This is a genomic window from Streptomyces sp. NPDC091287 (assembly GCF_044768525.1).
GTDB lineage: Bacteria > Actinomycetota > Actinomycetes > Streptomycetales > Streptomycetaceae > Streptomyces.
On record NZ_JBIVUV010000007.1, the window covers coordinates 361,614 to 385,371 of the forward strand.

Genomic DNA, 23,758 nt, shown 5'->3' on the forward strand with positions numbered 1-23,758 from the left:
TGGTCCCATGTCACTGAAGGTGCACCCTCGGTGACAGAGTGATCCGCTCCACGGATCGGATCGCGCGACACGAGCAGACACGACAAGAGCAGAGCGGGTTCGGCAGTCAGTCGTCCGCCGGCTCCGTTCGTTTCTCTTCTCTTCTTCCGGACCTATTTCGGGGAGTCGCAGCCGTGATCAGCGAGCCAAGCAGGCACTGCACGGTGGAGCTCCAGGCCCTGCCGTCGCGGATCGGTCAGGTCCGCAGAATCATTTCGGCGCAACTGCGCTACTGGCATCTCGATCCTCTGATCGACCAGGCGGCCCTGGGCGTCACCGAGCTTCTCACCAATGTTCACCGGCACGCACAGCCGGACAAGTCATGCACCGTCGACATCGAGCTGCTGCTCGACCGTCTGACGGTCTCCGTCCACGACCACGATCCGCGCCTGCCCACGGTGAACGAGGCGGACTCGTTCGCCACGTCGGGCCGGGGTCTGGCCCTGATCGCCGCCGTCAGCGAGAGCTGGGGCGTGCGGCCGATCGGCTCGGCCGGGAAGGCCGTCTGGTTCACCCTGCCCGCGGCCACCGGCGCCTCGACCCTGCCACCGCTCGCGGTCTACGGGTCGATGACCGACGGACCGTTCGGGGCCGTGACCATCACCCCCGACAACATCGTGGCCGTGCCCGCCCGGTCGGCCGTCGTCGGCTGACCGGGCTAACCGGGCGGGGCGGGGCGGAAAAAGGTCACGCCCTGCCGCCGCCCGCGGCCGGGCCGAACTGTTCGTCCAGCACCGACATCCGGCGCCAGTACTCGTCCTCGTCGATCTCCCCCGCGGCGAAGCGGCGGCCGAGCAGCGCGATCGGTGAGGATGCGCCGGGGCCGCCCCGCGCAGCACGGTCGGCCGCCCACGGGCCTCGGCGTCCGCGCCACACGGTGCGGCGCAGCAGGGTGACGATCCCGATGACGACCGCCGCCCATACGAGCGGGAAGAGCAGGACCCAGGGACCGGGTCCGCCGGAGTGCGCCAGGGTGTTCATCTCGGTCAGCTCCCTCGTTCACGGAAGGGCACGGTGCCTTTCCGGTCACTTTCGAGCCTGCCCGAGCACGGTGCTCCGGGGCGTCGTCCCCCCGGCGGCCGTACGCGTACTCCCTCGGGAGCAGCCGGAGCCCGTGCCGCGCCCGGCCTCCAGCAGCAGGCCGGGATGGCAGCGGCAGCGGCAGCGGCAGCGGTGAACGGTGCGCCGACGGCGGGGACCTGCGGGCGTCAGACCAACGCCGCGAGCGGGTCGTCGAGGACCGGCTGCCAGGCCAGTTCGGCGGCGCCCACCAGGCTGTTGTGGGCCAGGGTGCACGGCAGGATCGGCACGCTGCCGCTGCGCCCCCACAGGCTCCGGTCGGCGACGACGGCGCGCAGCCGCTCCGGGTCCGCCTCCAGCAGGTCGCGGTGGAGCCCGCCGAGGATGATCCGGTCCGGGTTGAGGATGTTGACCAGTCCGGCCAGCCCCAGGCCCAGGCGGTCGATCAGCGCTTCGGCGGCGTGCCGTACGGCAGGGTCGCCGTACTCCGTACGGAGCAGGTTTCCGGCCTGCTTGAGGAGGGACTCCTCGGGACCCGGTTCGCGGCGGGCGGTGGTGAGGAAGGCCAGCGGGTCGGTCTCCACGTCGAGGCAGCCGCGCCCGCCGCAGTGGCAGGGCCGCCCCTCGGGGTTCACGGTGAGATGCCCGACCTCCAGCGCGAGACCCGAACTCCCGCTGTGGAGGCGGCCGTCGAGGACGAGGGCCCCGCCGACGCCCCGGTGGCCGGTGGCCACGCACAGGAGGTGCTGGGCGCCGCGGCCCGCGCCGTGCCGGTGCTCGGCCAGCGCGGTGAGGTTGACGTCGTTGCCGGTGAACGCGGGTCCGGTGATGCCCGCTTCGCGTACGCAGGCGGCGAAGATGTCGCGGACCGGGGAGCCCGCGGGCCAGGCGATGTGCAGCGGATTGAGGGCGGTGCCCTCCGGCTCGGCGACCGCGGAGGGCACCGCGAGCCCGGCTCCGACGCAGCGCAGCCCGCTCTCGCGCAGCAGCCCCGCCCCCGCTTCCACGACCTCGCCGAGCACCTGTGCGGGGTCGGCCATCACCGCGACGCAGCCCGGCGAGGTGGCGACGATCCGGCCGCCGAGCCCGACGAGCGCGGCCCGGAAGCCGTCGGCGTGCACCTGGGCGGCGAGGACGACGGGGCCGGTCTCCAGGACGGACAGCCGGTGCGAGGGTCGGCCCTGGGATCCGGCCGCCGACCCGGGGCTGGAGTCGACCCGGATCAGCCCGAGTGCCTCCAGTTCCGCGGCGACCGCCCCGGCGGTGGCGCGGGTGACGCCGAGTTCGGAGGTGAGCACGGCCCGGGTGGGGGCGCGTCCGGTGTGGACCAGTTCCAGGGCGGGCCCGAGCGCACTGCGGCCCCTCTCCAACTTCGTCCGGGTGGTGGTCGCCTTGCCGTTCATGGGGGCGAGTCTCCCATGATCCGAAGGCGCCCCGGACGCCCAGGGCCTGCCCGGGGATCCCGTCCCGGCCACGGCCGGGCCCCCGCGACGTAAGGCGTGCGGCGGTGTTGCGCCCGTCGCCGGAGCGCCCCTATGCTGAGTTTGTGCCGCAACTAAACAAACTGCGGACGGCCCTTCCGGGGGGACCTGGCGGAGACACCGCCCCACCCTCGTCGGCCCGCCTCCGTACCGCGCTGACCGTGTTCTTCGCCCTCGACGGGTTCCTCTTCGCCGGCTGGGTGGTCCGTATCCCGGCCATCAAGCAGCAGACCGGAGCCTCCGCCTCCACCCTCGGCCTCGCCCTGCTCGGCGTCTCCGCCGGGGCGGTCATCACCATGATGCTCACCGGCCGGCTGTGCCGCCGTTACGGCAGCCATGCCGTCACCGTGGTCTGCGGCGTCCTGCTTCCCCTGAGCATCGCCCTGCCCGCCCAGACCCACTCGGCGCTCTCCCTCGGCCTCGTGCTGCTGGTGTTCGGAGCGGCGTACGGCGGGATGAACGTGGCGATGAACAGCGCCGCCGTCGACCTGGTCGCCGAACTGCGCCGGCCCGTGATGCCGAGCTTCCACGCGGCGTTCAGCCTGGGCGGCATGGTCGGCGCCGGGCTCGGCGGGCTGGTCGCGGGGGGCCTGGCCGCCTCCACGCACCTCTTCCTGCTGGCCGGGACCGGTCTGCTCGTCACCGCCTTCGCCGGACCGGCCCTGCTGCGCCACCGTCCGACCCCCGCCGCTCCGCAGCCCGTCGACCGGAGAGCGCCGAAGCAGCGGCTGTCGCCCCGGGCCCGCCGTGTCGTCGTGCTCTTCGGCGTGATCGCCCTGTGCACGGCGTACGGGGAAGGGGCCCTCGCCGACTGGGGCGCGCTGCACCTGGAACAGGACCTGGGCGCGCACCCCGGGCTCGCCGCCGCCGGCTACGCGCTGTTCGCCCTGACGATGACGGCGGGCCGGCTGACCGGGACCATGCTCCTGGAACGGCTCGGCCAGACCCGCACCCTCGTCCTCGGCGGCGCGACGGCCTCGGCCGGAATGCTGCTGGGCTCTCTGGCGCCGACCACCTGGCTGGCGCTGGCCGGGTTCGCGGTCACCGGCCTCGGGCTCGCCAACATCTTCCCCGTCGCGGTGGGGCGTGCGGGCGAACTCGCGGGACCGAGCGGAGTCGCCGCGGCGTCGACGCTCGGCTACGGCGGGATGCTGCTCGGCCCGCCCGCGATCGGCTTCCTCGCCGACTGGTTCTCGCTGCCGCTGGCCCTGACGACGGTCGCCCTGCTGGCCGCGGCGGCGGCCGCCCTGGGCTACGGAGCGCGCAACGCGACGACGGACGCGCACACCTGATCACCCGCACACCTGGTCGATTGAGTAGCCGTACTCAAACAGGACCCGCTCCCCCGGCGCACGATGGAAGCCTCGACCGAGCAGGATGCAGAGCGAGCAGCAGCAGCAGCGGGGGAGCACACCATGAAGCGCCTGACCGACCACCCGCACCTGAACACCCTGGTCCGGCTGACCTTCCGCAACCCCGCTTCCCTGATCTACCTCGGGCTGGTGCTCGCGGCGACGCTGTTCGTCGCCGCGGACACCCTGTTCGTCGCCCACGAGGACGCCTCGTTCTCCGGCGTCTGGCTGTTCCTCCTCGCGGCCCCGACCATCTTCCTGTTCTTCCTCGGCGGCTCCCTGGCGGGCGCCGAGGCCGGCGGGCCCGCGTGGTTCCTGGTGCTCGGCCTGGTGGTCTCGGTCCTCGTCCAGTCGCTGGCCCTGGGCTGGTTCGTCCGCCTGGTGCGCCGGGCCGGGTCGGCCGGTTCCGCGCACCCGCAGGGCGTCTGAGGGCCGAACAGGGGGGCCTGGCACAATCGCCGCCATGCAGATCGCCGAGCACATCGCGTCGTTGTCCGAGGAAGGGCGGCTGCTCGCGGCCGCCGCCGAGCGGGCCGGATCGGGAGCATCGGTACCGACCTGTCCCGGCTGGCAGATACGTCATCTCCTGCGGCACACCGGCATGGTGCACCGCTGGGCGGCGGCGTTCATCACGGAGGGCCACACCACCTACCGGCCGGACGGCGGCGAACCCGCCCTCGACGGCACCGAACTCCTGGACTGGTTCCGCGAGGGGCACCGCCATCTGGTCAGGTCCCTGGAGGAAGCCCCCGCCGACCTGGACTGCTGGACCTTCATGCCGGCCCCCTCGCCCCTGGCGTTCTGGTCCCGCCGCCAGCTCAACGAGACGACCGTGCACCGCGTGGACGCCGAGTCGGCGCTCGGCGGTCCGCTGACCCCGGTGTCCGCGGACCGGGCGGTCGACGGCATCGACGAGCTCCTCACCGGGTTCCACGCCCGGCCCAAGAGCAAGGTGCGTTCCGAGAAGCCCCGGACGCTGCGGGTGCGGGCCGTGGACACGGAGGCGACCTGGACGGTACGGATCTCCCAGGATCCGCCCCAGGCCGTGCGGTCGGAGACCGGGACCGAGCCGGGCGACAGCTTCGACTGCGAGCTGAGCGGTACGGCGGAGGGGCTCTACCTCACCCTCTGGAACCGGTTGCCGCTCAGCGCCGTCACCCTGCGCGGCGACCGCTCGGTGGCCCGGATCTGGACGGACAACTCCGCCGTCACCTGATCGGCGCCGCCGGGCCGAGAGGCCGGGTGCGCCTCTCGGCTCAGCCGAGCCAGCCGGGGCGCACCAGCCCCGATTCGTAGGCGAGGACGACGAGTTGGGCCCGGTCGCGGGCACCGAGCTTGACCATGGTGCGGCTGACGTGGGTCTTCGCGGTGAGCGGGCTGACGACCAGTCTGCGGGCGATCTCCTCGTTCGACAGGCCGATGCCGACCAGTGCCATCACCTCCCGCTCCCGTTCGGTGAGCCGGGCGAGCGAGGCGGCGGCCGTCGGCACCTTGGAGCGGGCCGCGAACTCCGCGATCAGCCGGCGCGTCACGCCGGGCGAGAGCAGCGCGTCCCCGCCGACCACCGCCCGCACCGCGCGCAGCAGTTCCTCCGGCTCGGTGTCCTTGACCAGGAAGCCCGACGCCCCGTTGCGGATGGCCTCGAAGACGTACTCGTCGAGTTCGAAGGTGGTGAGCATGACCACCTTCACCTCGTTCAGGTCCGGGTCGCCGGTGATCCGCCGGGTGGCGGCCAGTCCGTCCAGGCGCGGCATGCGGATGTCCATCAGCACGATGTCGGGGCGCAGTTCACGCACCAGGCGGACCGCCTCCTCGCCGTCGGCGGCCTCCCCCACGACCTCGATGTCCGGCTGCGCGTCCAACAGTGCGCGGAAGCCCGCCCGTACGAGCAGTTGGTCGTCGGCGAGCGTTACGCGGATCACGGTGTCTCCTCGGAGGGCTCCGGCGGGTTCCGGCGGCGTCGGTCGCGGTCCGGTGGGGTGAACGGCAGTTCCGCGAGGACCCGGAAGCCGCCGTCCGGGCGGGGTCCCGCCTCGATCGTGCCACCGAGGGCGGCGGCCCGCTCCCGCATCCCGACGAGTCCGTTGCCGCCTCCGCCCGCGTCGTCCCCGGTGGCGGGTCCCTCGTCGTCGACGCGGAGCCGGACGCGCCCGGAGCCGTAGCCGATGTGCACCAGGGCGGTGCGGGAGCCGGAGTGGCGGACGACGTTGGTCAGGGCCTCCTGGACGATGCGGAAGGCGGCGAGACCGGCGCCGGGCGGGACGGCGGCCGCATCGCCCTCGCTCTCCACGGTGACGGTGAGCCCGGCGGACGCCGCCTGTTCGACGAGCTCGGGAAGCCGGTCCAGGCCGGGGGCCGGGGAGGTGGGGGCGTCGCCGGGCGTCCGGAGGTTGGCGAGCACCTGACGTACCTCGTCGAGCGCCTCCTTGCTGGCCCCCTTGATCGTGGTGAGGGCGGTCCGGGCCTGTTCCGGGTCGGAGTCGAGGAGCGCGAGCCCGACCCCGGCCTGCACGTTGATGACGGAGATGGAGTGGGCCAGCACGTCGTGGAGCTCGCGGGCCATGCGCAACCGTTCCTCGTCGGCCCGCCGCCGCTCCGCCGCCTCGCGCTCCGCACGGGCGGCGGCCCACTGCTCACGGCGCACCCGCAGCAGTTCGGCGGCGGCCACGACGGCCAGGACCCACGCGGTGATGAACCCCTGCTGCGTCCAGGGCGCGGCTTCGTCGCCGCCCGGCGGCAGCCACCGGTACAGCCAGTGGGAGACCAGAACGTGCCCGGCCCACAGCCCGCCCAGCGACCACCAGGCGGCCTTCCGGTACCCGGCGACGATCGCGCTGAAGCATCCGACGGCGACGGCGACGAACACCGGCCCGTACGGATAGCCCGCCGCGAGATAGACCAGCGTCGCCGCGCAGGTGGTGGCCACGGCGGCCACGGGGCGGCGGTGGCGGAAGAGCAGCACGACGACCGCGACGAACAGCAACAGCCGGGCGGCCACGTCCAGGGGCCGGCGGTCCTGCCCGTGCTCGGCGAAGCCCGTGCCGACCATGACGAACACCAGCAGCGCGGCCGTCGACACCCAGGGCAGCCCGGCGGCCGTCCGGGAACGCGCGCCGGACAGCCACGCCGGTGGGCCGCCGCCCCGCCGGTCCGGCCGTCCGGGAGGCCGGCGGCCCGGGAAGCCGCAGGGGTGACCGCCGCCCCGGTCCGGCGGTTGCTGTTCGTCCATGGCGGCCACGCTAGACGGCGGACGGGTGCGGGGGCGTCCGCCGTGCGTGGTGATCACCCGTACTCCGTGGGGAGTACGCAGCCGGGGAAGGCGGCCCTAGGGAGAGTCCGCGCGCAGGCCGACCGAGCGGGCCAGGTCGCCCACGGCCTGCCGGAACAGCGGCTCGCGCGCCTCGACGACCCGGTTGAACTGGCCGAACAGCTCGAAGGAGATCAGGCCGAACAGCTGGGCCCAGGCGGCGACCAGGGCCGCCACGGCGGCCGGAGGCACGTCCGGGGCGAACTCGGCGGCCATCCGCTCCGCGTCGGACCGCAGCTCCGGGGCGAGGGAGGGTACGGCGAGGTCCTCGGTACGGGACGCGGTACGGACGATGTCGATGAAGACCAGGCCCACCCGGGACGCGGGCCCCACCGTGTCCATCGGGGCGATGTAGCCGGGGACGGGCGAACCGTAGATCAGCGCGTACTCATAGGGGTGGGCGAGTCCCCACTCCCGTACGGCACAGGCCACCGCGATCCAGCGTTCGGCGGGCGGGACCGTCCCCGCCCGCTCCCCCGCCGCCTGCTCCGCGACCGCGCCGATCGCGTCGAACGCGTCGACGATCAGCGCGGTGAGCAGGTCGTCGCGGCTGGGGAAGTAGCGGTAGAGCGCGGAGGAGACCATGCCCAGCTCCCGGGCCACGGCCCGCAGCGAGAGCTTCGCCGCGCCCTCCTCCGCGAGCTGCTTCCTGGCCTCGTCCTTGATGGCCGCGGTCACTTCGATGCGGGCGCGTTCCCTGGCCCCTCGGATGGTGCTCATGCGATCAGTCTGCCACGCGTGGGGAGCACCGACCAGAAACGAGAGCGAGCATCAACGATGAGAGCAGTGCTCTTGCATCGAGTGGCAATCCAGCGCACACTGCTCTCAAGCGAGAGCACCGCTCTCCTATGTCCTCGGGAGTCCCCATGCCGCAGCAGGCCTACTACCTCCGGGCGAGCTCCGCCGCCCACCGCTTCAACAGAATCGTCGGATGGCTGGCCCGGCACGGCATCAGCCTGATGGGCTCGGCCGAGCTGTCGGTGCGCGGGCGAAAAAGCGGCCGACTGCAGCGCATCCCGGTCAACGCGCACGCCTTCGAGGGCGAGCGGTACATCGTCTCGGCCCGGGGGCACTCGCAGTGGGTGCGCAACATGCGCGTCGCGGGTGGCGGAGAGCTGCGGCTGGGGCGCAAGGTCAGCGGCTTCACCGCCGTGGAGATCGCCGACGACGCACAGAAGGCCCGGATCATCCGGGCCTATCTGGAGCGGTGGGGCTGGGAGGTCAACCAGTACTTCCAGGGGATCACGGCGAAGTCCACGGACGCCGAACTGCTGGCGGCCTGCCCCGACCACCCGGTCTTCCGCATCACGGTCGAGGCATGACCGCGCCCCCGTGGCCGTACGAGCGATGGGGGCGCGGTCGCGACGAACGGGGCGCTAGCGATCCATCGCGGACAGCGCCCGCTGCGCCAGCGGGTGCGTACGGACCAGCTCGGCCAGCGACGTCGTTCCCCGGGTGATCCCGGCGAACGCCTTCCACGCCGGGCGGAAGCCGGTCAGCACCGCGTGCAGCATCCCCGGGCGGCGCTCGAACAGCTTGAGCATGCGGCGGCCGACGCTCATCTCCACGCCGAGACCGGCCTTGATGGCGAAGGCGTAGTTGAGGGCCTGACGGCGGGCGTCCACCGCGTCGTGCGACTCGGCGATCCTGACCGCCCACTCCCCCGCGAGCCGGCCCGAGCGCAGCGCGAAGGAGATGCCCTCACGGGTCCACGGCTCCAGCAGTCCGGCCGCGTCCCCGCAGACCACGACCCGGCCGCGGGAGAGCGGCGAGTCGTCGCTGCGGCAGCGGGTGAGATGCCCCGAGGAGACGGCCGGCTCGAACCCGGCGAGGCCGAGGCGGGCGATGAAGTCCTCCAGATACCGCTTGGTGCCCGCGCCGTCGCCGCGCGCCGAGATGACGCCCACGGTGAGGGTGTCCCCCTTGGGGAACACCCAGCCGTAACTGCCCGGCATCGGTCCCCAGTCGATGAGGACCCGGCCCGCCCAGTCCTCCGCGACGGTGACCGGAACCGGGATCTCCGCCTCCAGGCCGAGGTCGACCTGGTCGAGCTTCACCCCGACATGGGCTCCTATCCGGCCCGCGCTGCCGTCCGCGCCGACGACCGCCCGCGCGAGCACCGTCTCGCCGTCGGCCAGCACCACGGCGACCGTCCGCCGGTCGGGCACGGCGGGACCGTGCTGCTCGACCCGCACCACCGACGCCCCGGTGCGCAGTTCGGCCCCGGCCTTCTGCGCCTCCTCGACCAGACCGGCGTCGAACTCCGCGCGGTTGATGAGCCCGAAGAGCATGCGTCGGGAGCGGCGGGTGCGCGACAGCTTGCCGTTGAGCGAGAAGGTGACCGCGTGGATGCGGTCCTTCAGGGGCAGTTCGAACCCCGGCGGCAGGGAGTCCCGCGAGAACCCGATGATTCCCCCGCCGCAGGTCTTGTAGCGCGGCAGTTCCGCTTTCTCCAGCAGCAGGACTCTCCGGCCCGCCACGGCTGCCGCGTACGCCGCCGATGCGCCGGCCGGTCCGGCGCCGACCACGACGACATCCCACACGGACGACTCTTCCGGCTCACGTCCGGCGTCTGCGTTCTCGCTGCTCACGATGTGCTTCTGCTCCTGATCCGACCAGTGGCCCCAAGCTGCTCACGGCATCCTACGGCGCGTTCCGGCCAAGCCCTCCTGTGGGAGGATCGGCCATGATTTCGTCGTACATGCGTCGCCTCACAGACGGCGTCGCACACGGTCGCGTACACACCGCGCCCTACCCATAACGTCGCACCCACGAGGAGCGTGCCCATGACCGCCCGTCCGATTCCCGAGACCGTCGCCTCGCTGATGCCCCGCGCCCGGGAGGAGCTGGCCGAACTGGTGGCGTTCCAGTCGGTGGCGGACCCGGCGGTGTTCCCCAGGAGCGAGTGCGAGGGCGCGGCGAACTGGGTCGCCGACGCCCTGCGCGCCGAGGAGTTCACGGACGTCGCCCTGCTGGACACCCCTGACGGCACGCAGTCCGTCTACGGGTTCCTGCCCGGTCCGGCCGGGGCTCCGACCGTGCTGCTCTACGCGCACTACGACGTGCAGCCGCCGCTGGACGAGTCGGCGTGGATCTCCCCGCCGTTCGAGCTCACCGAGCGCGACGGCCGCTGGTTCGGCCGGGGCGCGGCCGACTGCAAGGGCGGGTTCATCATGCACCTGCTCGCGCTGCGCGCCCTCAAGGCGGACGGCGGCGTACCGGTCTCGGTGAAGGTGATCGCCGAGGGCTCCGAGGAGCAGGGCACCGGCGGTCTGGAGCGGTACGCGGAAGCGCACCCGGAACTGCTCGCGGCCGACACGATCGTCATCGGCGACACCGGGAACTTCCGGGTCGGGCTGCCTACGGTCACCGCGACGCTGCGCGGGATGACGATGCTGCGGGTGCGGTTGGACACCCTTGAGGGGAACCTGCACTCGGGGCAGTTCGGCGGCGCGGCCCCGGACGCGCTGGCCGCGATGATCCAGCTGCTGGCCTCGCTGCGCGCCGAGGACGGGACGACCACGGTCGACGGGCTGACCGGCGACGCCGACTGGGACGGGCTCCAGTACCCGGAGGCGGAGTTCCGGCAGGACGCCAAGGTGCTGGACGGGGTGGAGCTGATCGGCACGGGCACGGTCGCGGACCGGATCTGGGCCCGTCCCGCCGTCACCGTCATCGGCATCGACTGCCCGCCGGTCGTCGGCGCGACGCCGTCCGTGCAGGCGAGCGCGCGGGCGCAGATCAGTCTGCGGGTGCCGCCGGGCCAGGACGCCGCCGAGGCGACGAAGCTGCTCACCGCCCACCTGGAGTCCCGCGCCCCCTGGGGTGCGCGGGTGCGGGTGGAACAGGTGGGCCAGGGCCAGCCGTTCCGCGCGGACATGACCAGCCCGGCGTACACGGCGATGGCGGACGCGATGCGGGACGCGTACCCGGGCCAGGAGATGCAGTCCTCCGGGATGGGCGGCTCCATTCCGCTGTGCAACACGCTGGCGGGCCTCTACCCGGAGGCGGAGATCCTGCTGATCGGGCTGAGCGAGCCCGAGGCGCAGATCCACGCGGTGAACGAGAGCGTGTCGCCCGAGGAGCTGGAGCGGATGTCGGTCGCCGAGGCGCTGTTCCTGCGAAACTACGCGGAGTCGAAGAAGGTCTGACCTGCTGAGGCCGCCCCCGGGGCGGCCCGGATCGCCGCTATGCCCTCGGCGAAGTCGCCCGAAGCGTAGATCCGTGCGGCGGACGTCCGCCGCTGCGTACGTTCGCCGCATGGATCTCGTCGAGGTACTCCCCCAGTTGCACATGTTCCGCTTCCGGATCGGTCAGGCCTATCTCTGGCGCGACGGGACGGAGCTGACCCTGATCGACGCGGGTGACGTCGACTCGGCCGCCGCGGTCGAGGACGCGATCCGCACGCTCGGCCTCGACCCGGCCGGGATCCGGCGCATCGTCATCACCCATGGCCACCGCGACCACTACGGGGCCGCGCAGGGGCTGGCGGACCGGCACGGCGCCGAGATCATCGCCCACGCGCTGGACGCCCCGGTGGTACGGGGCGAACGCCCCGTACCGGAGCCGGACCTGCTGGACTGGGAACTGCCGCTGTGGGAGCACGGGCTGACGTGCCCCGAGGCCCCGCCCACCCGGGTCGACCGCGAGGTGACCGGCGGCGAGGTGCTGCTGTTCGGGGACGGGGCACGCGTGGTCCACGCCCCCGGTCACACGGCGGGCTCCATCGCCCTTCATCTGCCGCGCCACGGCGTGCTGTTCACCGGGGACACCGTCGCCTCCGTGGAGCGGCGGGTGATGCTCGGCGTGTTCAACGTGGACCGGGCCGGGGCGGCGGCCACGTTCCGGCGACTGGCCGCGCTCGCGCCCCGAACCGTCTGCTTCGGTCACGGCGACCCGCTCACCGAGAACGCGGCCGCGGCGATGGACGCGGCGGCGAACGGCGTGTGAGCGGCGCCCGGGCGCCGCTCAGCCCACCGGCACCCCTGCCTCCAGGTTCAGCACCGTCGACCGCTCGCGCGCCCGAAGGGCCCAGCGCAGCCGCTCGTACCGGGTGGGCGGCAGCATCCCCGCGGCCTCCTCCTCGGTGACGAAGCGCCAGCCGCGCAGCTCGGAGCCGGGCAGCAGCAGCCGGCCGGCGTCCTCGGAGCGCAACAGTCCGCCGTCGAAGAGGAAGCGCAGCCCGCCGTAGCCGGGCGGGCGGGGCGACTCCCAGTCGACGAGCAGCAGGGTAGGAGCCCGGTCGAGGTGGAGGCCTATCTCCTCGGCGACCTCACGGATCCCGGCCTGCGCGGGAGCCTCGCCCGCCTCCACCACCCCGCCGGGGAACTCCCACCCCGGTTTGTACGTGGGGTCGACGAGCAGCACCCGGTCCTGCTCGTCGAAGAGCAGCACTCCGGCGGCCACCGTCTCGCCGGTCGGCTCCGGGCTCTGGACGATCGGGCACGGCGCGGCGTTCCCGGTGCGCACGGCGTCCGCGATCCGCTCGGCGGTCTCACGGGGCGTGAGGGCGCTGTTGTCGACCACGTGCGCGTCCTCGGTGATCCAGTCGAGGGCGTCGCGGTACGGGCCGATGTGCTCGTACGCCCACAGGCGCACCCGCTCGCTCTGCTCCTCGTCGCCGGGGAACTCCTCGCGGCCCGCGATCCGGCTGCGCAGGATCGTTTCCTCAGGTGAGAGCGCCACATGCCGCACGGGAATGCGCCGGGAGGCGAGCCCTCCGAAGATCTCGTCGCGGTACTCCTGCCGCATCAGGGTCATGGGCACCACCAGCACCCCGGGCACCTCGGCGAGCAGCGCCGCCGCCGTGTCCACCACGAGCCGCCGCCAGATCGGCAGGTCCTGGAAGTCGGTGACCTCGGCGAGCCTCTTCTGCGGCAGCAGACTGCGCAGCCCCGCGCCGGTGACCTCCGGGTCGTACAGCGTGCTGTTCGGGATCAGATCGATCAGTTCGCCCGCGGCGCTGGTCTTGCCCGCACTGAACGCACCGTTGATCCAGACGACAATCACTAGTACTCCAGGATGGGAAGGCCGCTGAACAGCGGCGGATCGGGTTTCGCCGGTTCGTCCGGGAGAGGCAGGGGGAATGAGGGTGTCCACAGCCCGGCTGCCACCACCCACTTCTCCCAGACTCCCTGGAGATACCCAACGATCCGCTCTTTCCATCGCGAGGGTCACCCCGGGGCGTCCGCGATGTCGGTGGGGAGCCCGGAGGGCGGCTACGCTCCGCCTGGTGCGTGTGATCGCAAGGCGCTGGGATGGTCGCGCAGTGGAGCTGCCAGGGCGTTGCGGCAACGCCGCCAGTGCGCCGGACGCTGCGCGGCAGACGGCAATGCGACGGGCGACGCGGGTGACCGCGACCGTCGGCAACGCCGCGAGAGTGCGTGCCAGGCGTGGCGGGCCGGACGAGACCTTGCGGACACGACCTGGGTCGGTCGGGGAGGCGCGGAGTCATCAGGCACGCTAGCAGCGTACGTGCAGCGGTCTGCGGAGACTCCGGCCCCCGCGCCGCTACAGCTCGGTCGCGCCGGACAGACCATCCATAACCGCTGTTCAGGAGATCAGTGCTGAAAGCGATAGCGGGTCTGGCTGTACAACTCACCCTTCCCGAAAGCGAATCCGACCGCCGGGTCGATGCGGTACAGCTGGACGTCGCCGGCGCGAATGGTGTCACCGAGGCCGTGCCAGGTGCCGTCGGGGCTCGTCAGCAGGTCACCGTACTTGCCCTCGTAGGCGTCCGCGGCGGTGCCGCGCTCCGCCGGATCGCTCACCAGCTCGGCCCGTCCTTCGACAGTGATGTCGAGACCGTCCAGGACGTTCGTACCCGTGGTCATGACGCAATGGTGGTTGCCCTGGAGATTGCGCGCCTTGCGCTCCTGGTCACCGGTCGCGAAGTACAGAGCCCCGCCGTGCCAGACGGCCAGGAGCGGTGTCACGTGGGGCCGGCCGTCGGGGCGGACGGTGGACAGCCAGAACAGGCGCGCCTGCTCCAGCTCACGCAGCGCGGTCTCCCAGGGGGTCGCGTCGGCGCGCGCGTCGCTGAAAGGTCCGATCTCGGCAATGGGGTCACGGTCGGTCATGGAAGCTCCTCAAGGGGTCAGGCGGATAGCGGTCGGTCACGATCCGCCGACGACGCCGAACGCGGTCCGATGACCGGGAACCAGCGTATGCGGCGCGGCGGTCCCGGGCCGGGATGCGCGTGCCCGGCGACGACGCCGTTGGAGACGGCTACGCCGAGGGCGGTGCCAACCGCACCGGCGCCTCGCGCGGCGCGGCGGCCTGACGGCAGTCGATATCCGGCTTGCGTCGGTTGTCGCGGTCAGGTGCGGGTCTGGGACCGCAGGAGCAGTTGCCGGAGTTCGGCGGTGCACATCATGTAGCCGTCGGGGGTCGGCAGGTTCTCGAGGTAGTGGTCGAGATCGGATGCCAGGGAGAAGACCCGCACCGGGGTGCCCGCGGCGCGGGCGGATTCCACGACCCTGCGCACCCCGTCCATGACGGCCGGGTGGCGGGTGTTGTAGGAGTCGGCGACCAAGTGGTTGCCACGGTCCGCCGCCAGGTAGAACTGCACCAGGTCCTTGATGCCGACGAACAGTTCGCTGACGCCCGCGGCGCACATCGCCGGGGTGGCGTGAACGGCGGAGGGCGTCTCGATGAACGCGGACAGGGGCACGCCGTGCGGCAGGTCGAGGTGTGCTCGGAGCTGGGCGAACTCGGTCTCGTCGCGGACGAACGGCACCGAGAGCGCCACCCTGTCGGCTTGATCGCCGAGGTGTTTGCGCAGCGTGGACAGGACGACGTGCAGGGCGTCGCGGTAGGCGACGGAGCGCAGCAGCCAGCGTGCGCCGTGCAGTCCCATCTCGGGATTCGGCTCGACCGCGACCTGGGCGATCTCGCTGACCTCGGCCGCGTGGTCGGAGCGCAGGTCGAGCATCCGCAGGATCAGTCGCTGGCCGGGCAGGAGCGCTTCGACGAAGCCGCAGAGCCGCCCTCCGATGGCCTGTCCGTAGGCGGTGATGCCGGAGGTGCCGCCGGCCATGGCGTCGAGCGGGCTCAGGCCCAGCGCGAGGCAGAGGAACTCCTCGCGGATGAAGAAGGACTCGACCCGTTCGGCGTTCGGCCCGGAGGCGTTGATGGTGGTGATGTCCTGCAGGTCGGCGATGACGGCGCACGCCGAGCCCAGGTCGTCCATCGGGGACCTCCCGGTGCCGGGCCGCGCGGATGTCTCCGGTCCGACGACGATCGACGCACTCTCCAGGTACAGCGTCACCTCGCCGACCAGGTCGGCGAGGTCCGCCTCGTCGACGCGGAGGACCGGTATCCCCCTGCCGCGGCACAGGGACTGCATGTGGCCGGTCAGTCCGCCGGATCCGCAGACCACCGCGCGTGCGGCCACGATGGCGTCGTACATGCCCGCTTCGAGGAAGGGGGTGACGAGGATGCTGCCCTCGTGTGGAACTCTTGTCCGATTACAGGTGCCCCGCAGCACGTTCTCGGTGCCGCCGACCAGAAGAAACCCCAGAATCCGTCGCCTGTTCCCGTTCAACTAGCCCTCCGGATTGTCGACGTTCCCGATCCCCAGTTGTCGACGTAGCTGCCGTGGCGTCACGGAGACGTCGTTGAGCCGTTCCGCGGCGACCCGGTTGACGACCGCGCGCATCAGGCGGTCGGGCCGGGACACAGCTGTCGGGAGTGCCGGAAGACCGCCCATGGAGAGGATGCTCGCGGTCAAGTGGGAGTCGAGTGCTTCTCTCTCCCCGCGTTCGCGCGTGGCCAGCCTCCGTACCTCCAGTACCACAGCCTCCTCCAAGGCCGCCCGGTCCGCTTCCTCCGTATTGCTGGCATAGCTGCGGTAGTGGGGGTGCAGGGCCGCGATGTCGCTCAGACCCTCCTGCCGCAGTTCCACCTGCTCCGTCACATGGGCCGCGACGGAGACCGAGTGGTTCTTGATGGCGGCGAGGTTGAACGCGAACGCGCCCGTCCGGCCGTGTCGGACGATCTCGTCGCCTTCCCGCAGTACGCCGATCGCGGAGACCGGGCCGGACGGTCGCCCGTCGGCGCCCAGCAGCGTCCCGCACGCGTCGACCTTCAGGCCGCGCCCGGTGCGCTCGTGAGGGGTCGCGATACCTTTCCGCAGAAGTGCCCGCCACAGCGGCTGTCCGACCTTGGAGTAGTCGGACTCCCTGGCGAAGTTGGACACCACGAGATCGGCCTCGACGCCGTGGCTGCCGTGCTGCCCCGCGACCGAGACCAGCAGCCGCCCCGACCCGGTGGGAGTGATGGCCCGCACCTTGCCGACGACCAGTTCCAGCGGCCCGTCCGGTGACCGCAGCGCGTGCTCGATGACCGCCATCGTGTACTCCACGGCGCCGACGCGCAGTGCCGCGATGGTGGTGGCGAACTCGTCCAGCAGGCAGCGCAGTTCCTCATCGGGGATACGCTCGATGATCTCGGGGAGGTGCGGCTCCCATGCCTTGGCGACACGTTCGGAGACGATGGCGGAGGCGATGCCGGGGTGCCTCTCGCGGACCGTCGAGCACGCCGTCCGCCACGCGGCCCTGCCCCGTGCCAGGAACTCCTCGCGGTCGCGGTAGGGCTCCATCAGAAGCTCCGGGCGGGGCAGGCTCACGACGGCGTGTTCGTGCGTGCTGGGATAGGTGCGGAAGATCGTTCCGGACTGGGAGATGAGGTGGATCCGCCCGGTGTGGCCGTTGCGCAGCAGCAGTCCTGCCGAGTCGTACGCGCTCAGTACGGATCCGACGATGGCGACGGTGGCGTCGGGCGGGAGCTGGAAGAGCGTGCGGATTCCGGCCGCGGAGTACGGGTTGCGTACGAAGGAGGGATGTCCGGAGACCTCGGCGGCGAAGGGCGGATCCTTGAGTTCGAGGCCGGTGGCGAGGACCACGTGGTCCGCGCCGATCACCTTCGTGTCCGGGAGCGGACCGGAACGCAGGCCGTCGAGCCCGGCCCCGGAGAGGCCGCGCACGGTCAGCTCGTAGCCCCGGTCGCACGCCTCCATGTCGAGTGCCTCGCCGTCCGCTTCGACGAGGACGACGCCGGGGCAGGACTCCCTGCTCGCTTCGGCCAGCCGGTCGTCGAGGTAGTCCTGGAAGATGCGGCGGGGCGCCGGGCCCTGCTCGGTGAATGTCTGCCCGACCCAGTGCCGCGGCCAGTCCCGGCGATCGGCCTCCTCATTGGCCCAGCCGATGAAGTCGAGGACGTCCTCGCGGAATACGGACATCCGGCCGGCTTGGATGTTGAAGACGTGGTCCCAGGGGTTGCCGTCACGGTGGTAGGCGACTCCGGCGGAGCGGTAGTCGGGGCGGCGTTCCAGCAGCACGATCTCGAGCGGTCTTCGCGCGAAGTGGAGCAGCCGGATCGCCGTCGCGGTGCCGGCCAGGCCGGCACCCACGACGAGCACTCTGGGGCGCGCGCCCGTTCGATTCATGTGGCCTCCCCGCTGAACCGGGGGCGCCCGGCGGTGCCGTCCCCCACCGGTGCCGTGTGCTGACCGGATGTCGTGCGACAGAACGTGGACGCGACCGTGCGAACGGCCGCGCCCCCGGGCCGGCCCGAGCCGGCGGCCGGTGGTGTCGTCAGCCGTCGATACCGGGGGCTGCCGGGACGTCGAGTTCCGTACCCGCGTAGTGGTTGAAGTAGTTGGTGTAGAGGTTCACCGCCACGTGGGCGAACACCTCGGTCAGCTGGGTGTCCGTCCACCCCTGGGCCACAGCCTCGTCCCATGCCGCGTCGGACGCCTCGCCGATCTCGCCGGCGACCTCCCTCGCGACCTGGACCAGGGCGTCGAGCCTCGGATCGTCGCCGCGCACTCCGCGGCGGATCGCCACGGTCTGCTCCTCCGTGAAACCCGCTGCTCTCGCCGACACGGTATGTGCGGACTGGCAGTACGCGCAGGCGTCGACCGCTCCCACCGCCAGAGCTATCGCCTCGCGGGTGCGGGCGTCGAAGGTGCCGTGCTCGGCGATGGCCGTGCTCATCGCCGCGTAGGTCTCCAGGACCACGGGCGAGTGGGCCATCCCTCCGTGGATGTTGAGCACCCTCCCGAATCGCTTCTCCAGGCGGCGCAGAGTCTGACCGCCGGGCGCGGGCGCGCTGTCGACGGTGTGGACAGGAATCCGCGGCATGGGAATGCCTCTCCTCGCAGTGGTGGGAGTTCCTCGTCGGCGCAGTCTGCCGAAGCGGCGGAACCGGCGGGCGATCACGGCTGACTTTCGGCCACACCCTTGGCCCTCCGGGCGGCCCGACTCGGTGAGGAGTGGGCCGAGCAGCCGGCCCTCCGTGGGGGTGCCGAGGGCGTGGCCGGGGGGTGGCGAACGCGCCGATCGACCCGACGGGGCGCGTACGGCGGGAGGAGGCGAGGTCTCGGCCGCTGCTTCCAGGGTCGCGTGACGTCCCTTACGGGTTGGGCATGTTGACGGAAACACACCCCTGCCCGGCGGCGTTCGGAGGCCGCCGCCGTCCTGGCGGAGGGGCTTCCGGGCTGGTCGCGGGGGCTGCTCGCCGACGCGGTCGCCGGAGGGCGGTGGACGGCTTCCCCCGGCGTGCCCCACCGGTGGATGTCTTCGGGCCACGCCCTCGTGTCGCTGCCGCGCCGACCGACTCCGGATTCTGCCTTCTCCCACTGGGCGCTCGGGCCTCCTCGCACCGGCCCTCGCGGTGACCGCGACCGCACGTCACCGCGCTCAGCACGCTGGGAGAAGACACCGAATCCCCGCTGGACCAGGCTGGATCCAGTATCCGCGACACTGATCGCAGACCCCCGAGCAGAGACGAGAGCGAGCGATGTCCGACTTGGCGAACGTGCTCAAGGACCTGGCGGCGGCGGGAGACGAGACCGACCGAATGGTGGCCGACCTCGACGACACCCAATGGGCGCTGGACACCCCGGCCCCCGGCTGGACGGTCACCGACCAGATAGCCCACCTCGTCTTCGTCTATCGGCTCGCCGGTACGGCGGCGGCCGACCCGGAGGCGTTCCGGGTCATGACCGAGAAGGCTTCCGGCGACTTCGACGGAGCGGTCAACGCCGCACTGGCCGCCTACACCTCCGACAGCCCGCAGGCTCTCCTCGAACGCTGGCGCGCCGAGCGCGCGGCCACCATCGAGGCGCTCGCCGCCGTCCCCCCGGGACAGGTGGTGCCGTGGCTGGTCAACCCGCTGCCGCCGGCCGTGCTCGCCTGCGCCGGCCTCATGGAGACCTTCGCCCACGGTCAGGACATCGCCGACACCATCGGCGTGCGCCGCGATCCGGCCCCGTGGCTGCGCCATGTGGCCGGATTCGCCGTGCTGACCCAGGCCTTCGGCTACCAGGCACGGGGCCTGACCCCACCCACCGAGCCCTTCCGGTTCGAACTCACCTCTCCGACCGGCGAGCTGTGGGAGTTCGGTCCCGCTGAGGCGACCCATCGGATCACCGGTCCTGCCCATGACTTCTGCCTGCTCGTCACCCGGCGTCGCCACCGCGACGACCTTGCCCTCGCTGCCACCAAGGGTGAGGCGGACCACTGGCTCGACATCGCGCAGGCCTACAGGGGCCCGGCCGGAGAGGGCCGCAGGCCCGGCCAGTTCTCCGACACGTCCCGGTGAGAGCCGGGGGCCCGTGACGGCCCCGTCGAACAGGGGTAAGTGAAACAGCTCCCCCTCGACGCCCCCGCCGAGAATGCCGCGTGCCCGGTCCCGTAGCGGCTATGGGACCGGGCCCGCCTGCGTCGTCTCCGCCCCCCGTGCTCCCGTCGAGCGGCTCCCGCCCCGACCGCACTCCCCCGTGCTCCCGTCGAGCGGCTCCCGCCCCGACCGCACTCCCCTTGTCGGCCGTCCGCCGCAGAGCCCGTCCGGGGAGAGCGTCCGCTCCTCCGCAAGGGGCCACGGGCCGAGGACTTCTCATGGCGTGCTCGACACCGTGCCGGGACAACGACCACATGGTGGCCGTTGTCCCGGCACGGTTCCGGGGGGGGGCGGTCTCTGCCACCGGGCGGAACCCCTGTCAGAGCGTCGGCAGGCGCTCGTCGATGGGGCACCGTGTCGTGCGGCCGGGGTGGGGGGTGGCCGGTACGGCATCGTTCTGCTGTCCGTCTCCCGGGCAACGCTATTTGCGCGTGAGGAAGGGCAGTTGCGTTCGTACGCCGGCCCGGCCGGAGGCGTCTCCGTCCGGGGTGGGGGCGCCGTAGGTGACGTCGACGCCCCGGTCGCGGGCCGCCTGGACGATGCCGGGGATGGCCCGTTCGGCGAGCGCGGAGATGGTGAGCGCCGGATTGACGGTGAGGGCGCCCGGCACCGCGGAGCCGTCCGTCACGAAGATGCCGGGGTGGCCTCGCAGTTCGTGCCGGTCGTCCAGGGCGGAGGTGTGCGGGTCGTCGCCGATGCGGCAGGAGGCGAGCGGGTGGACGGTGTAGGCGCCCACCACATCGTTGGTCCAAGGCGTCACGCGGGCCAGTCCGTCACGTTCCAGGATGTCCTTGACGACCGCGTCGGACTCGTCCCAGCCGCGCAGGGTGTTGGCGGTGGGCCGGTAGGAGATGGGGCCGCGGCCGAGCATCTGCTGGGAGATCCGGACGGCGTTCCCGGTCGGCGGCGGCGGGCCGAAGACGCCTTCGTTGTCGTCCTCGATCATCGTGAAGATGGTGAGCCAGGAGCGCCAGCGCCGGACCATCTCGGTCTTCTCCGCACCGAACCAGCTGGGTCCCTCGGCGTCGGGCACCTGGGCCAGGATGGTGCCGAAGCCCGGCGGGAAGTAGAGCTGTTCGAGGGAGAACCGGGAGTGCTCGGGCAGATTGCCGTCGAGGTTGTCCCAGCTCGCCACGACCGGGCCCTTGCCGATCTGGTTGGCGAGATAGGCGGTGCCGTCGCCGCGGTCCAGGCCCAGCAGGTCCCGGGCGCGCTCTTCGTTGATCACGGCGTTGTTGAGCCGCTCGCCGTTGCCGGAGAAGTAGCGTCCGACGGCGTGCGGCATCACGCCGAGGTCGTCGGCGGAGCGCTGCAGGATGACCGGAGTGGCGCCGGCCCCCGCGGCCAGGATGACGATCTTCGCGTCGATGACGCCGCTGCCGTTGCTCAGGCGGTAGTCCGTGTCGTCGATGGTGTTGAAGTGCACCCGGTAGCCGCCCCCGTCCGTGCGGGTCAGCTTCTGCACCTCGTGCAGCGGCCGCACCTCGGCACCGTGGGCACGTGCGGCAGGCAGGTAGTTCAGCAGGAGCGAGCGTTTCGCGTCGAAGCGGCAGCCGGCCATCATCCAGTTGCAGTTGGTGCATTTGGAGTTGTCCACGGCGGTGGGCACGGGATTGGCGGTCCGGCCGGCGTGGTCGCACGCCGCGGCGAACAGACCGCCGGCGTAGCTGACGTCGTCCCAGCTCTGGGTGGATATCGGCAGCGCCTCGCTGACCACGTCGTACCAGGGGTCGAGGGTGTCACGGCTGATCGCCGCCGGCCACATCCGGCGGCCGATGCTGCCGGTTCGGTCGAACACGAAGCGGGGGGCGCGGGGCATCGCGGCGAAGTAGACGACGCTGCCTCCGCCGACGCAGTTGCCGCCGAGCAGGCTCATGCCGTCACCAACGGTGAAATCGAAGATCCGGGTGTAGGAGGAGCCGAGGAGGAAGTCGTGCTCGAAGTCGTTGGATTCCAGCCACGGTCCCCTTTCCAGCACGGTCACCTTGGCCCCGCCCGCGGCCAGGTGGTAGGCCGCGATGGCTCCGCCGAATCCGCTGCCCACAATCAGGACGTCGGTCTGCTCGATAGCGTTCACGCCAGGCTCCCGGAGGGGGTGGTGTCGGGGTGGAGCCGGGCGAGGGGGCGGCCGTAGGAGAACTCGGAGAAGCGCCACTGCCCGTCATCGGAGGGAGGTGCGAAGCCCAGGGCGGCCAGTCCCGGGTGCCCGTCGGCGATCGCGTCGGCGGTGTGCAGGTGGGCACCGGTGTCAAAGGCCATGTTGCTGAACAGGGCGAGGCTGACCCACAGGTCGCGTTCGGGGTGGCCGGGTGCGGTCAGGATGACCACCAGTCGGGTGCGCTCGGCGTAGGAGAGTGCCACGAAGGGCGGGACCTCGGGGTCCGGCTCGGCCGGCTCCCCGGCGGCGTCCGGCCGGCTCTGGGCCTGGAGGGCCGCGGCGTGCGCGTTGAGGGCGTCGGCGAAGTCGTCCAGGGATTCGGACATCCCGGTGGCGGCGGTACGGAGCAGTTCGAGGGCTCCGGCCGCCACAGCCCCGGGCCCCGGTACGACGCCGGCCACGGCCCGGTCCTCCTCGTTCCGTTTCGCTCCGGGAACTATGGTGTCGGCGAAGGCCTCCAGTGTGCTGCTTTTGTCCTGATTTAACTTTGGCTGGTTAGAAGGCATTCCTTCTCCATTTCGGCGTGCGGGCCAGGCGTGAACTCGGCGGAGACGCGGCGAGCAAGGGAACCTCTCCGTGCATCGATCCTCGACTGCCGGGATGATCAAAGCATCTCCGACATTGCTGCAACTCCGCACACCTAAAGGATTCCGCATATGCCCATGGGCCGTTCACGGCAAACATCGATCGCATGGTTGCCCAGCCCCAGACCCGTCGCTAATACTGTTCGATGGAGCCGAACGATTTCGCTTGGCTTGATGCGATCGGCCCCGGGGGCTTGACCGGTAGATATCCATCTCGGCGTCGGAGGATGAAATGCACAGTGCACAGTGCACAGTGACAGGGATCGAGAGGGCCGTGGAGCAGTCGATCCGCATCATGCGGAGCAAGCTCTCGGAGCCCTTAAGCATCGATGACATGGCACGATTCGCCATGTACAGCAAGTTTCACTTCTCGCGCGAATTCCATCGGATCACCGGGATCTCGCCCAGGCGTTTCCTCTCCGCTCTGCGAATACAGGAGGCGAAACGCCTTCTGTTAACCACCGGCATGACGGTCACGGATATCAGCTGTAGCGTCGGCTACAGCAGCGTCGGAACTTTCAGCTCGCGCTTCGCGAACAGCGTCGGACTTCCCCCTTCGATGTACCGCCAGGTCGGTGGATACACGAAGCAGATAAGCGTCGCGCAAAACGTAAGCGCAGGGGAGCGTGTGCGAGGTTTCGTCACCGCCCCGACCGTCGCCGAATTAGGGCTGATCTTCTTGGGAATCTTTCCGACGAGAGTGCCCGAGGGGCAACCCATCAGCTGCACGGTCCTCCGTACGCCCGGACCGTTCGAGATGCAGAACGTGCCGCCCGGCGTCTGGTATCTGCTGGGCCACTCGGTGCCGGCCAGTACGCACGAGGCGCTGACGGACGGACTGCCGATCCACGTGGGATCGCTCGGCCCCCTGGAGATCCGTCCGCGAGTGGCGCACCCCGACGTCGAATTCCCGCTGCGAGGCGTGCGCGTTCTCGACCCGCCGGTACTGATGGCGCTCCAGAAGGTACGGTCGGCCGCCTTCGAGAACAATCTGGTGCGGCCCACCGGGTGACCGCCAAGTGGGGACGCCGCCGGAACGCCCTCGGGCGACCGGGCCGGTCCATCCAGTGCGGACCGCACACACCGAGTCGGTACCCCAGGCCCTGCCCATAATCCCCTCCCCCTGCTCTCCG

22 protein-coding genes are annotated in these 23,758 nt (G+C 71.6%); 9 read left to right on the top strand and 13 right to left on the bottom strand.

The features are described from left to right. Positions 1–173 precede the first annotated feature (173 nt). The gene (locus ACIQRW_RS14695; RefSeq protein WP_403759245.1) at positions 174–692 is read left to right on the top strand and encodes an ATP-binding protein; all 519 of its coding nucleotides are present in this window, start codon (positions 174–176) and stop codon (positions 690–692) included. Between the two features lie 34 nt (positions 693–726). Here ACIQRW_RS14695 and ACIQRW_RS14700 read toward each other — a convergent pair whose 3' ends face one another. Then, a complete protein-coding gene (locus tag ACIQRW_RS14700) occupies positions 727–1,020 on the bottom strand; it encodes an SHOCT domain-containing protein (RefSeq protein ID WP_403759248.1) in 294 nt (97 codons plus the stop codon). Between the two features lie 227 nt (positions 1,021–1,247). Further along, complete coding sequence (locus tag ACIQRW_RS14705) at positions 1,248–2,462, bottom strand: ROK family protein (RefSeq protein ID WP_403759251.1); 1,215 nt, start codon at positions 2,460–2,462, stop codon at positions 1,248–1,250. 239 nt (positions 2,463–2,701) lie between these two features. Between ACIQRW_RS14705 and ACIQRW_RS14710 the strand changes: the two genes are divergently transcribed. The 3 genes from ACIQRW_RS14710 to ACIQRW_RS14720 all read left to right on the top strand — a co-directional run bounded on the left by ACIQRW_RS14710 (position 2,702) and on the right by ACIQRW_RS14720 (position 5,108). Then, complete coding sequence (locus tag ACIQRW_RS14710; RefSeq protein ID WP_403759457.1) at positions 2,702–3,832, top strand: MFS transporter; 1,131 nt, start codon at positions 2,702–2,704, stop codon at positions 3,830–3,832. Positions 3,833–3,955: 123 nt separating this feature from the next. Beyond that, positions 3,956–4,321, top strand: coding sequence for an SCO4225 family membrane protein (locus tag ACIQRW_RS14715; RefSeq protein WP_403759254.1), 366 nt, complete (start codon positions 3,956–3,958; stop codon positions 4,319–4,321). 34 nt (positions 4,322–4,355) lie between these two features. Then, positions 4,356–5,108, top strand: a complete 753-nt coding sequence (locus ACIQRW_RS14720; RefSeq protein ID WP_403759257.1) for a maleylpyruvate isomerase family mycothiol-dependent enzyme — start codon at positions 4,356–4,358, stop codon at positions 5,106–5,108. A gap of 40 nt (positions 5,109–5,148) precedes the next feature. Here the strand turns inward: ACIQRW_RS14720 and ACIQRW_RS14725 are convergent, their stop codons facing one another. From ACIQRW_RS14725 to ACIQRW_RS14735, 3 genes are all read right to left on the bottom strand, one after another. Then, positions 5,149–5,814, bottom strand: a complete 666-nt coding sequence (locus tag ACIQRW_RS14725) for a response regulator (protein WP_403759260.1) — start codon at positions 5,812–5,814, stop codon at positions 5,149–5,151. Further along, positions 5,811–7,121, bottom strand: a complete 1,311-nt coding sequence (locus ACIQRW_RS14730) for a sensor histidine kinase (protein WP_403759263.1) — start codon at positions 7,119–7,121, stop codon at positions 5,811–5,813. The genes ACIQRW_RS14725 and ACIQRW_RS14730 overlap by 4 nt, the downstream gene beginning before the upstream one ends. Before the next feature lie 96 nt (positions 7,122–7,217). Further along, positions 7,218–7,919 (bottom strand): TetR/AcrR family transcriptional regulator, encoded by a 702-nt coding sequence (locus tag ACIQRW_RS14735; RefSeq protein WP_403759266.1) that lies wholly within the window; start codon positions 7,917–7,919, stop codon positions 7,218–7,220. A 146-nt stretch (positions 7,920–8,065) separates the two neighbouring features. On the opposite strand from ACIQRW_RS14735, the gene ACIQRW_RS14740 reads away from it, so the two are divergent. Then, positions 8,066–8,521, top strand: coding sequence for a nitroreductase/quinone reductase family protein (locus ACIQRW_RS14740; protein ID WP_403759269.1), 456 nt, complete (start codon positions 8,066–8,068; stop codon positions 8,519–8,521). 54 nt (positions 8,522–8,575) lie between these two features. Here ACIQRW_RS14740 and ACIQRW_RS14745 read toward each other — a convergent pair whose 3' ends face one another. Continuing rightward, positions 8,576–9,790 carry a geranylgeranyl reductase family protein gene (locus ACIQRW_RS14745; RefSeq protein WP_403759272.1) on the bottom strand — a complete coding sequence of 405 codons (1,215 nt, stop codon included), beginning with the start codon at positions 9,788–9,790 and terminating at the stop codon, positions 8,576–8,578. Between the two features lie 195 nt (positions 9,791–9,985). On the opposite strand from ACIQRW_RS14745, the gene ACIQRW_RS14750 reads away from it, so the two are divergent. Then, positions 9,986–11,350: a dipeptidase gene (locus ACIQRW_RS14750; protein WP_403759275.1), complete on the top strand. Its 1,365-nt coding sequence runs from the start codon at positions 9,986–9,988 to the stop codon at positions 11,348–11,350. Positions 11,351–11,459: 109 nt separating this feature from the next. Beyond that, on the top strand, positions 11,460–12,149 hold the full coding sequence (locus tag ACIQRW_RS14755; RefSeq protein WP_403759278.1) for an MBL fold metallo-hydrolase: 690 nt from the start codon (positions 11,460–11,462) through the stop codon (positions 12,147–12,149). A gap of 18 nt (positions 12,150–12,167) precedes the next feature. Here the strand turns inward: ACIQRW_RS14755 and ACIQRW_RS14760 are convergent, their stop codons facing one another. The 5 genes from ACIQRW_RS14760 to ACIQRW_RS14780 all read right to left on the bottom strand — a co-directional run bounded on the left by ACIQRW_RS14760 (position 12,168) and on the right by ACIQRW_RS14780 (position 18,343). Then, entirely contained in the window at positions 12,168–13,205 is a 1,038-nt protein-coding gene (locus tag ACIQRW_RS14760) for an NUDIX domain-containing protein (protein ID WP_403759460.1), read from the bottom strand. A gap of 554 nt (positions 13,206–13,759) precedes the next feature. Then, positions 13,760–14,278, bottom strand: a complete 519-nt coding sequence (locus ACIQRW_RS14765) for a pyridoxamine 5'-phosphate oxidase family protein (RefSeq protein ID WP_403759281.1) — start codon at positions 14,276–14,278, stop codon at positions 13,760–13,762. A gap of 239 nt (positions 14,279–14,517) precedes the next feature. Continuing rightward, positions 14,518–15,744, bottom strand: a complete 1,227-nt coding sequence (locus ACIQRW_RS14770; RefSeq protein WP_403759284.1) for a putative PEP-binding protein — start codon at positions 15,742–15,744, stop codon at positions 14,518–14,520. Continuing rightward, a complete protein-coding gene (locus ACIQRW_RS14775) occupies positions 15,745–17,646 on the bottom strand; it encodes an FAD/NAD(P)-binding protein (protein ID WP_403759286.1) in 1,902 nt (633 codons plus the stop codon). It lies immediately after the preceding gene. A gap of 148 nt (positions 17,647–17,794) precedes the next feature. Continuing rightward, positions 17,795–18,343, bottom strand: coding sequence for a carboxymuconolactone decarboxylase family protein (locus tag ACIQRW_RS14780; protein WP_403759289.1), 549 nt, complete (start codon positions 18,341–18,343; stop codon positions 17,795–17,797). Positions 18,344–19,001: 658 nt separating this feature from the next. Here ACIQRW_RS14780 and ACIQRW_RS14785 point away from each other — a divergent pair. Next, a complete protein-coding gene (locus tag ACIQRW_RS14785) occupies positions 19,002–19,805 on the top strand; it encodes a TIGR03084 family metal-binding protein (RefSeq protein WP_403759292.1) in 804 nt (267 codons plus the stop codon). Positions 19,806–20,304: 499 nt separating this feature from the next. Here the strand turns inward: ACIQRW_RS14785 and ACIQRW_RS14790 are convergent, their stop codons facing one another. Beyond that, complete coding sequence (locus tag ACIQRW_RS14790; protein ID WP_403759295.1) at positions 20,305–21,960, bottom strand: FAD-dependent oxidoreductase; 1,656 nt, start codon at positions 21,958–21,960, stop codon at positions 20,305–20,307. Then, the gene (locus ACIQRW_RS14795; protein WP_403759298.1) at positions 21,957–22,547 is read right to left on the bottom strand and encodes a DUF5987 family protein; all 591 of its coding nucleotides are present in this window, start codon (positions 22,545–22,547) and stop codon (positions 21,957–21,959) included. The genes ACIQRW_RS14790 and ACIQRW_RS14795 overlap by 4 nt, the downstream gene beginning before the upstream one ends. A 310-nt stretch (positions 22,548–22,857) precedes the next feature. Between ACIQRW_RS14795 and ACIQRW_RS14800 the strand changes: the two genes are divergently transcribed. Next, entirely contained in the window at positions 22,858–23,637 is a 780-nt protein-coding gene (locus ACIQRW_RS14800) for a helix-turn-helix domain-containing protein (RefSeq protein WP_403759301.1), read from the top strand. The last annotated feature ends 121 nt before the right edge of the window (positions 23,638–23,758 follow it).

Excerpts from the sequence above, each read along its gene's own strand:
- ACIQRW_RS14700 (WP_403759248.1), bottom strand. The coding sequence starts at position 1,020 with ATGAACACCCTGGCGCACTCCGGCGGACCCGGTCCCTGGGTCCTGCTC.
- ACIQRW_RS14705 (WP_403759251.1), bottom strand. The coding sequence starts at position 2,462 with ATGAACGGCAAGGCGACCACCACCCGGACGAAGTTGGAGAGGGGCCGC.
- ACIQRW_RS14715 (WP_403759254.1), top strand. The coding sequence starts at position 3,956 with ATGAAGCGCCTGACCGACCACCCGCACCTGAACACCCTGGTCCGGCTG.
- ACIQRW_RS14720 (WP_403759257.1), top strand. The coding sequence starts at position 4,356 with ATGCAGATCGCCGAGCACATCGCGTCGTTGTCCGAGGAAGGGCGGCTG.
- ACIQRW_RS14730 (WP_403759263.1), bottom strand. The coding sequence starts at position 7,121 with ATGGACGAACAGCAACCGCCGGACCGGGGCGGCGGTCACCCCTGCGGC.
- ACIQRW_RS14735 (WP_403759266.1), bottom strand. The coding sequence starts at position 7,919 with ATGAGCACCATCCGAGGGGCCAGGGAACGCGCCCGCATCGAAGTGACC.
- ACIQRW_RS14740 (WP_403759269.1), top strand. The coding sequence starts at position 8,066 with ATGCCGCAGCAGGCCTACTACCTCCGGGCGAGCTCCGCCGCCCACCGC.
- ACIQRW_RS14750 (WP_403759275.1), top strand. The coding sequence starts at position 9,986 with ATGACCGCCCGTCCGATTCCCGAGACCGTCGCCTCGCTGATGCCCCGC.
- ACIQRW_RS14755 (WP_403759278.1), top strand. The coding sequence starts at position 11,460 with ATGGATCTCGTCGAGGTACTCCCCCAGTTGCACATGTTCCGCTTCCGG.
- ACIQRW_RS14765 (WP_403759281.1), bottom strand. The coding sequence starts at position 14,278 with ATGACCGACCGTGACCCCATTGCCGAGATCGGACCTTTCAGCGACGCG.
- ACIQRW_RS14775 (WP_403759286.1), bottom strand. The coding sequence starts at position 17,646 with ATGAATCGAACGGGCGCGCGCCCCAGAGTGCTCGTCGTGGGTGCCGGC.
- ACIQRW_RS14780 (WP_403759289.1), bottom strand. The coding sequence starts at position 18,343 with ATGCCGCGGATTCCTGTCCACACCGTCGACAGCGCGCCCGCGCCCGGC.
- ACIQRW_RS14785 (WP_403759292.1), top strand. The coding sequence starts at position 19,002 with ATGTCCGACTTGGCGAACGTGCTCAAGGACCTGGCGGCGGCGGGAGAC.
- ACIQRW_RS14795 (WP_403759298.1), bottom strand. The coding sequence starts at position 22,547 with ATGCCTTCTAACCAGCCAAAGTTAAATCAGGACAAAAGCAGCACACTG.
- ACIQRW_RS14800 (WP_403759301.1), top strand. The coding sequence starts at position 22,858 with ATGCACAGTGCACAGTGCACAGTGACAGGGATCGAGAGGGCCGTGGAG.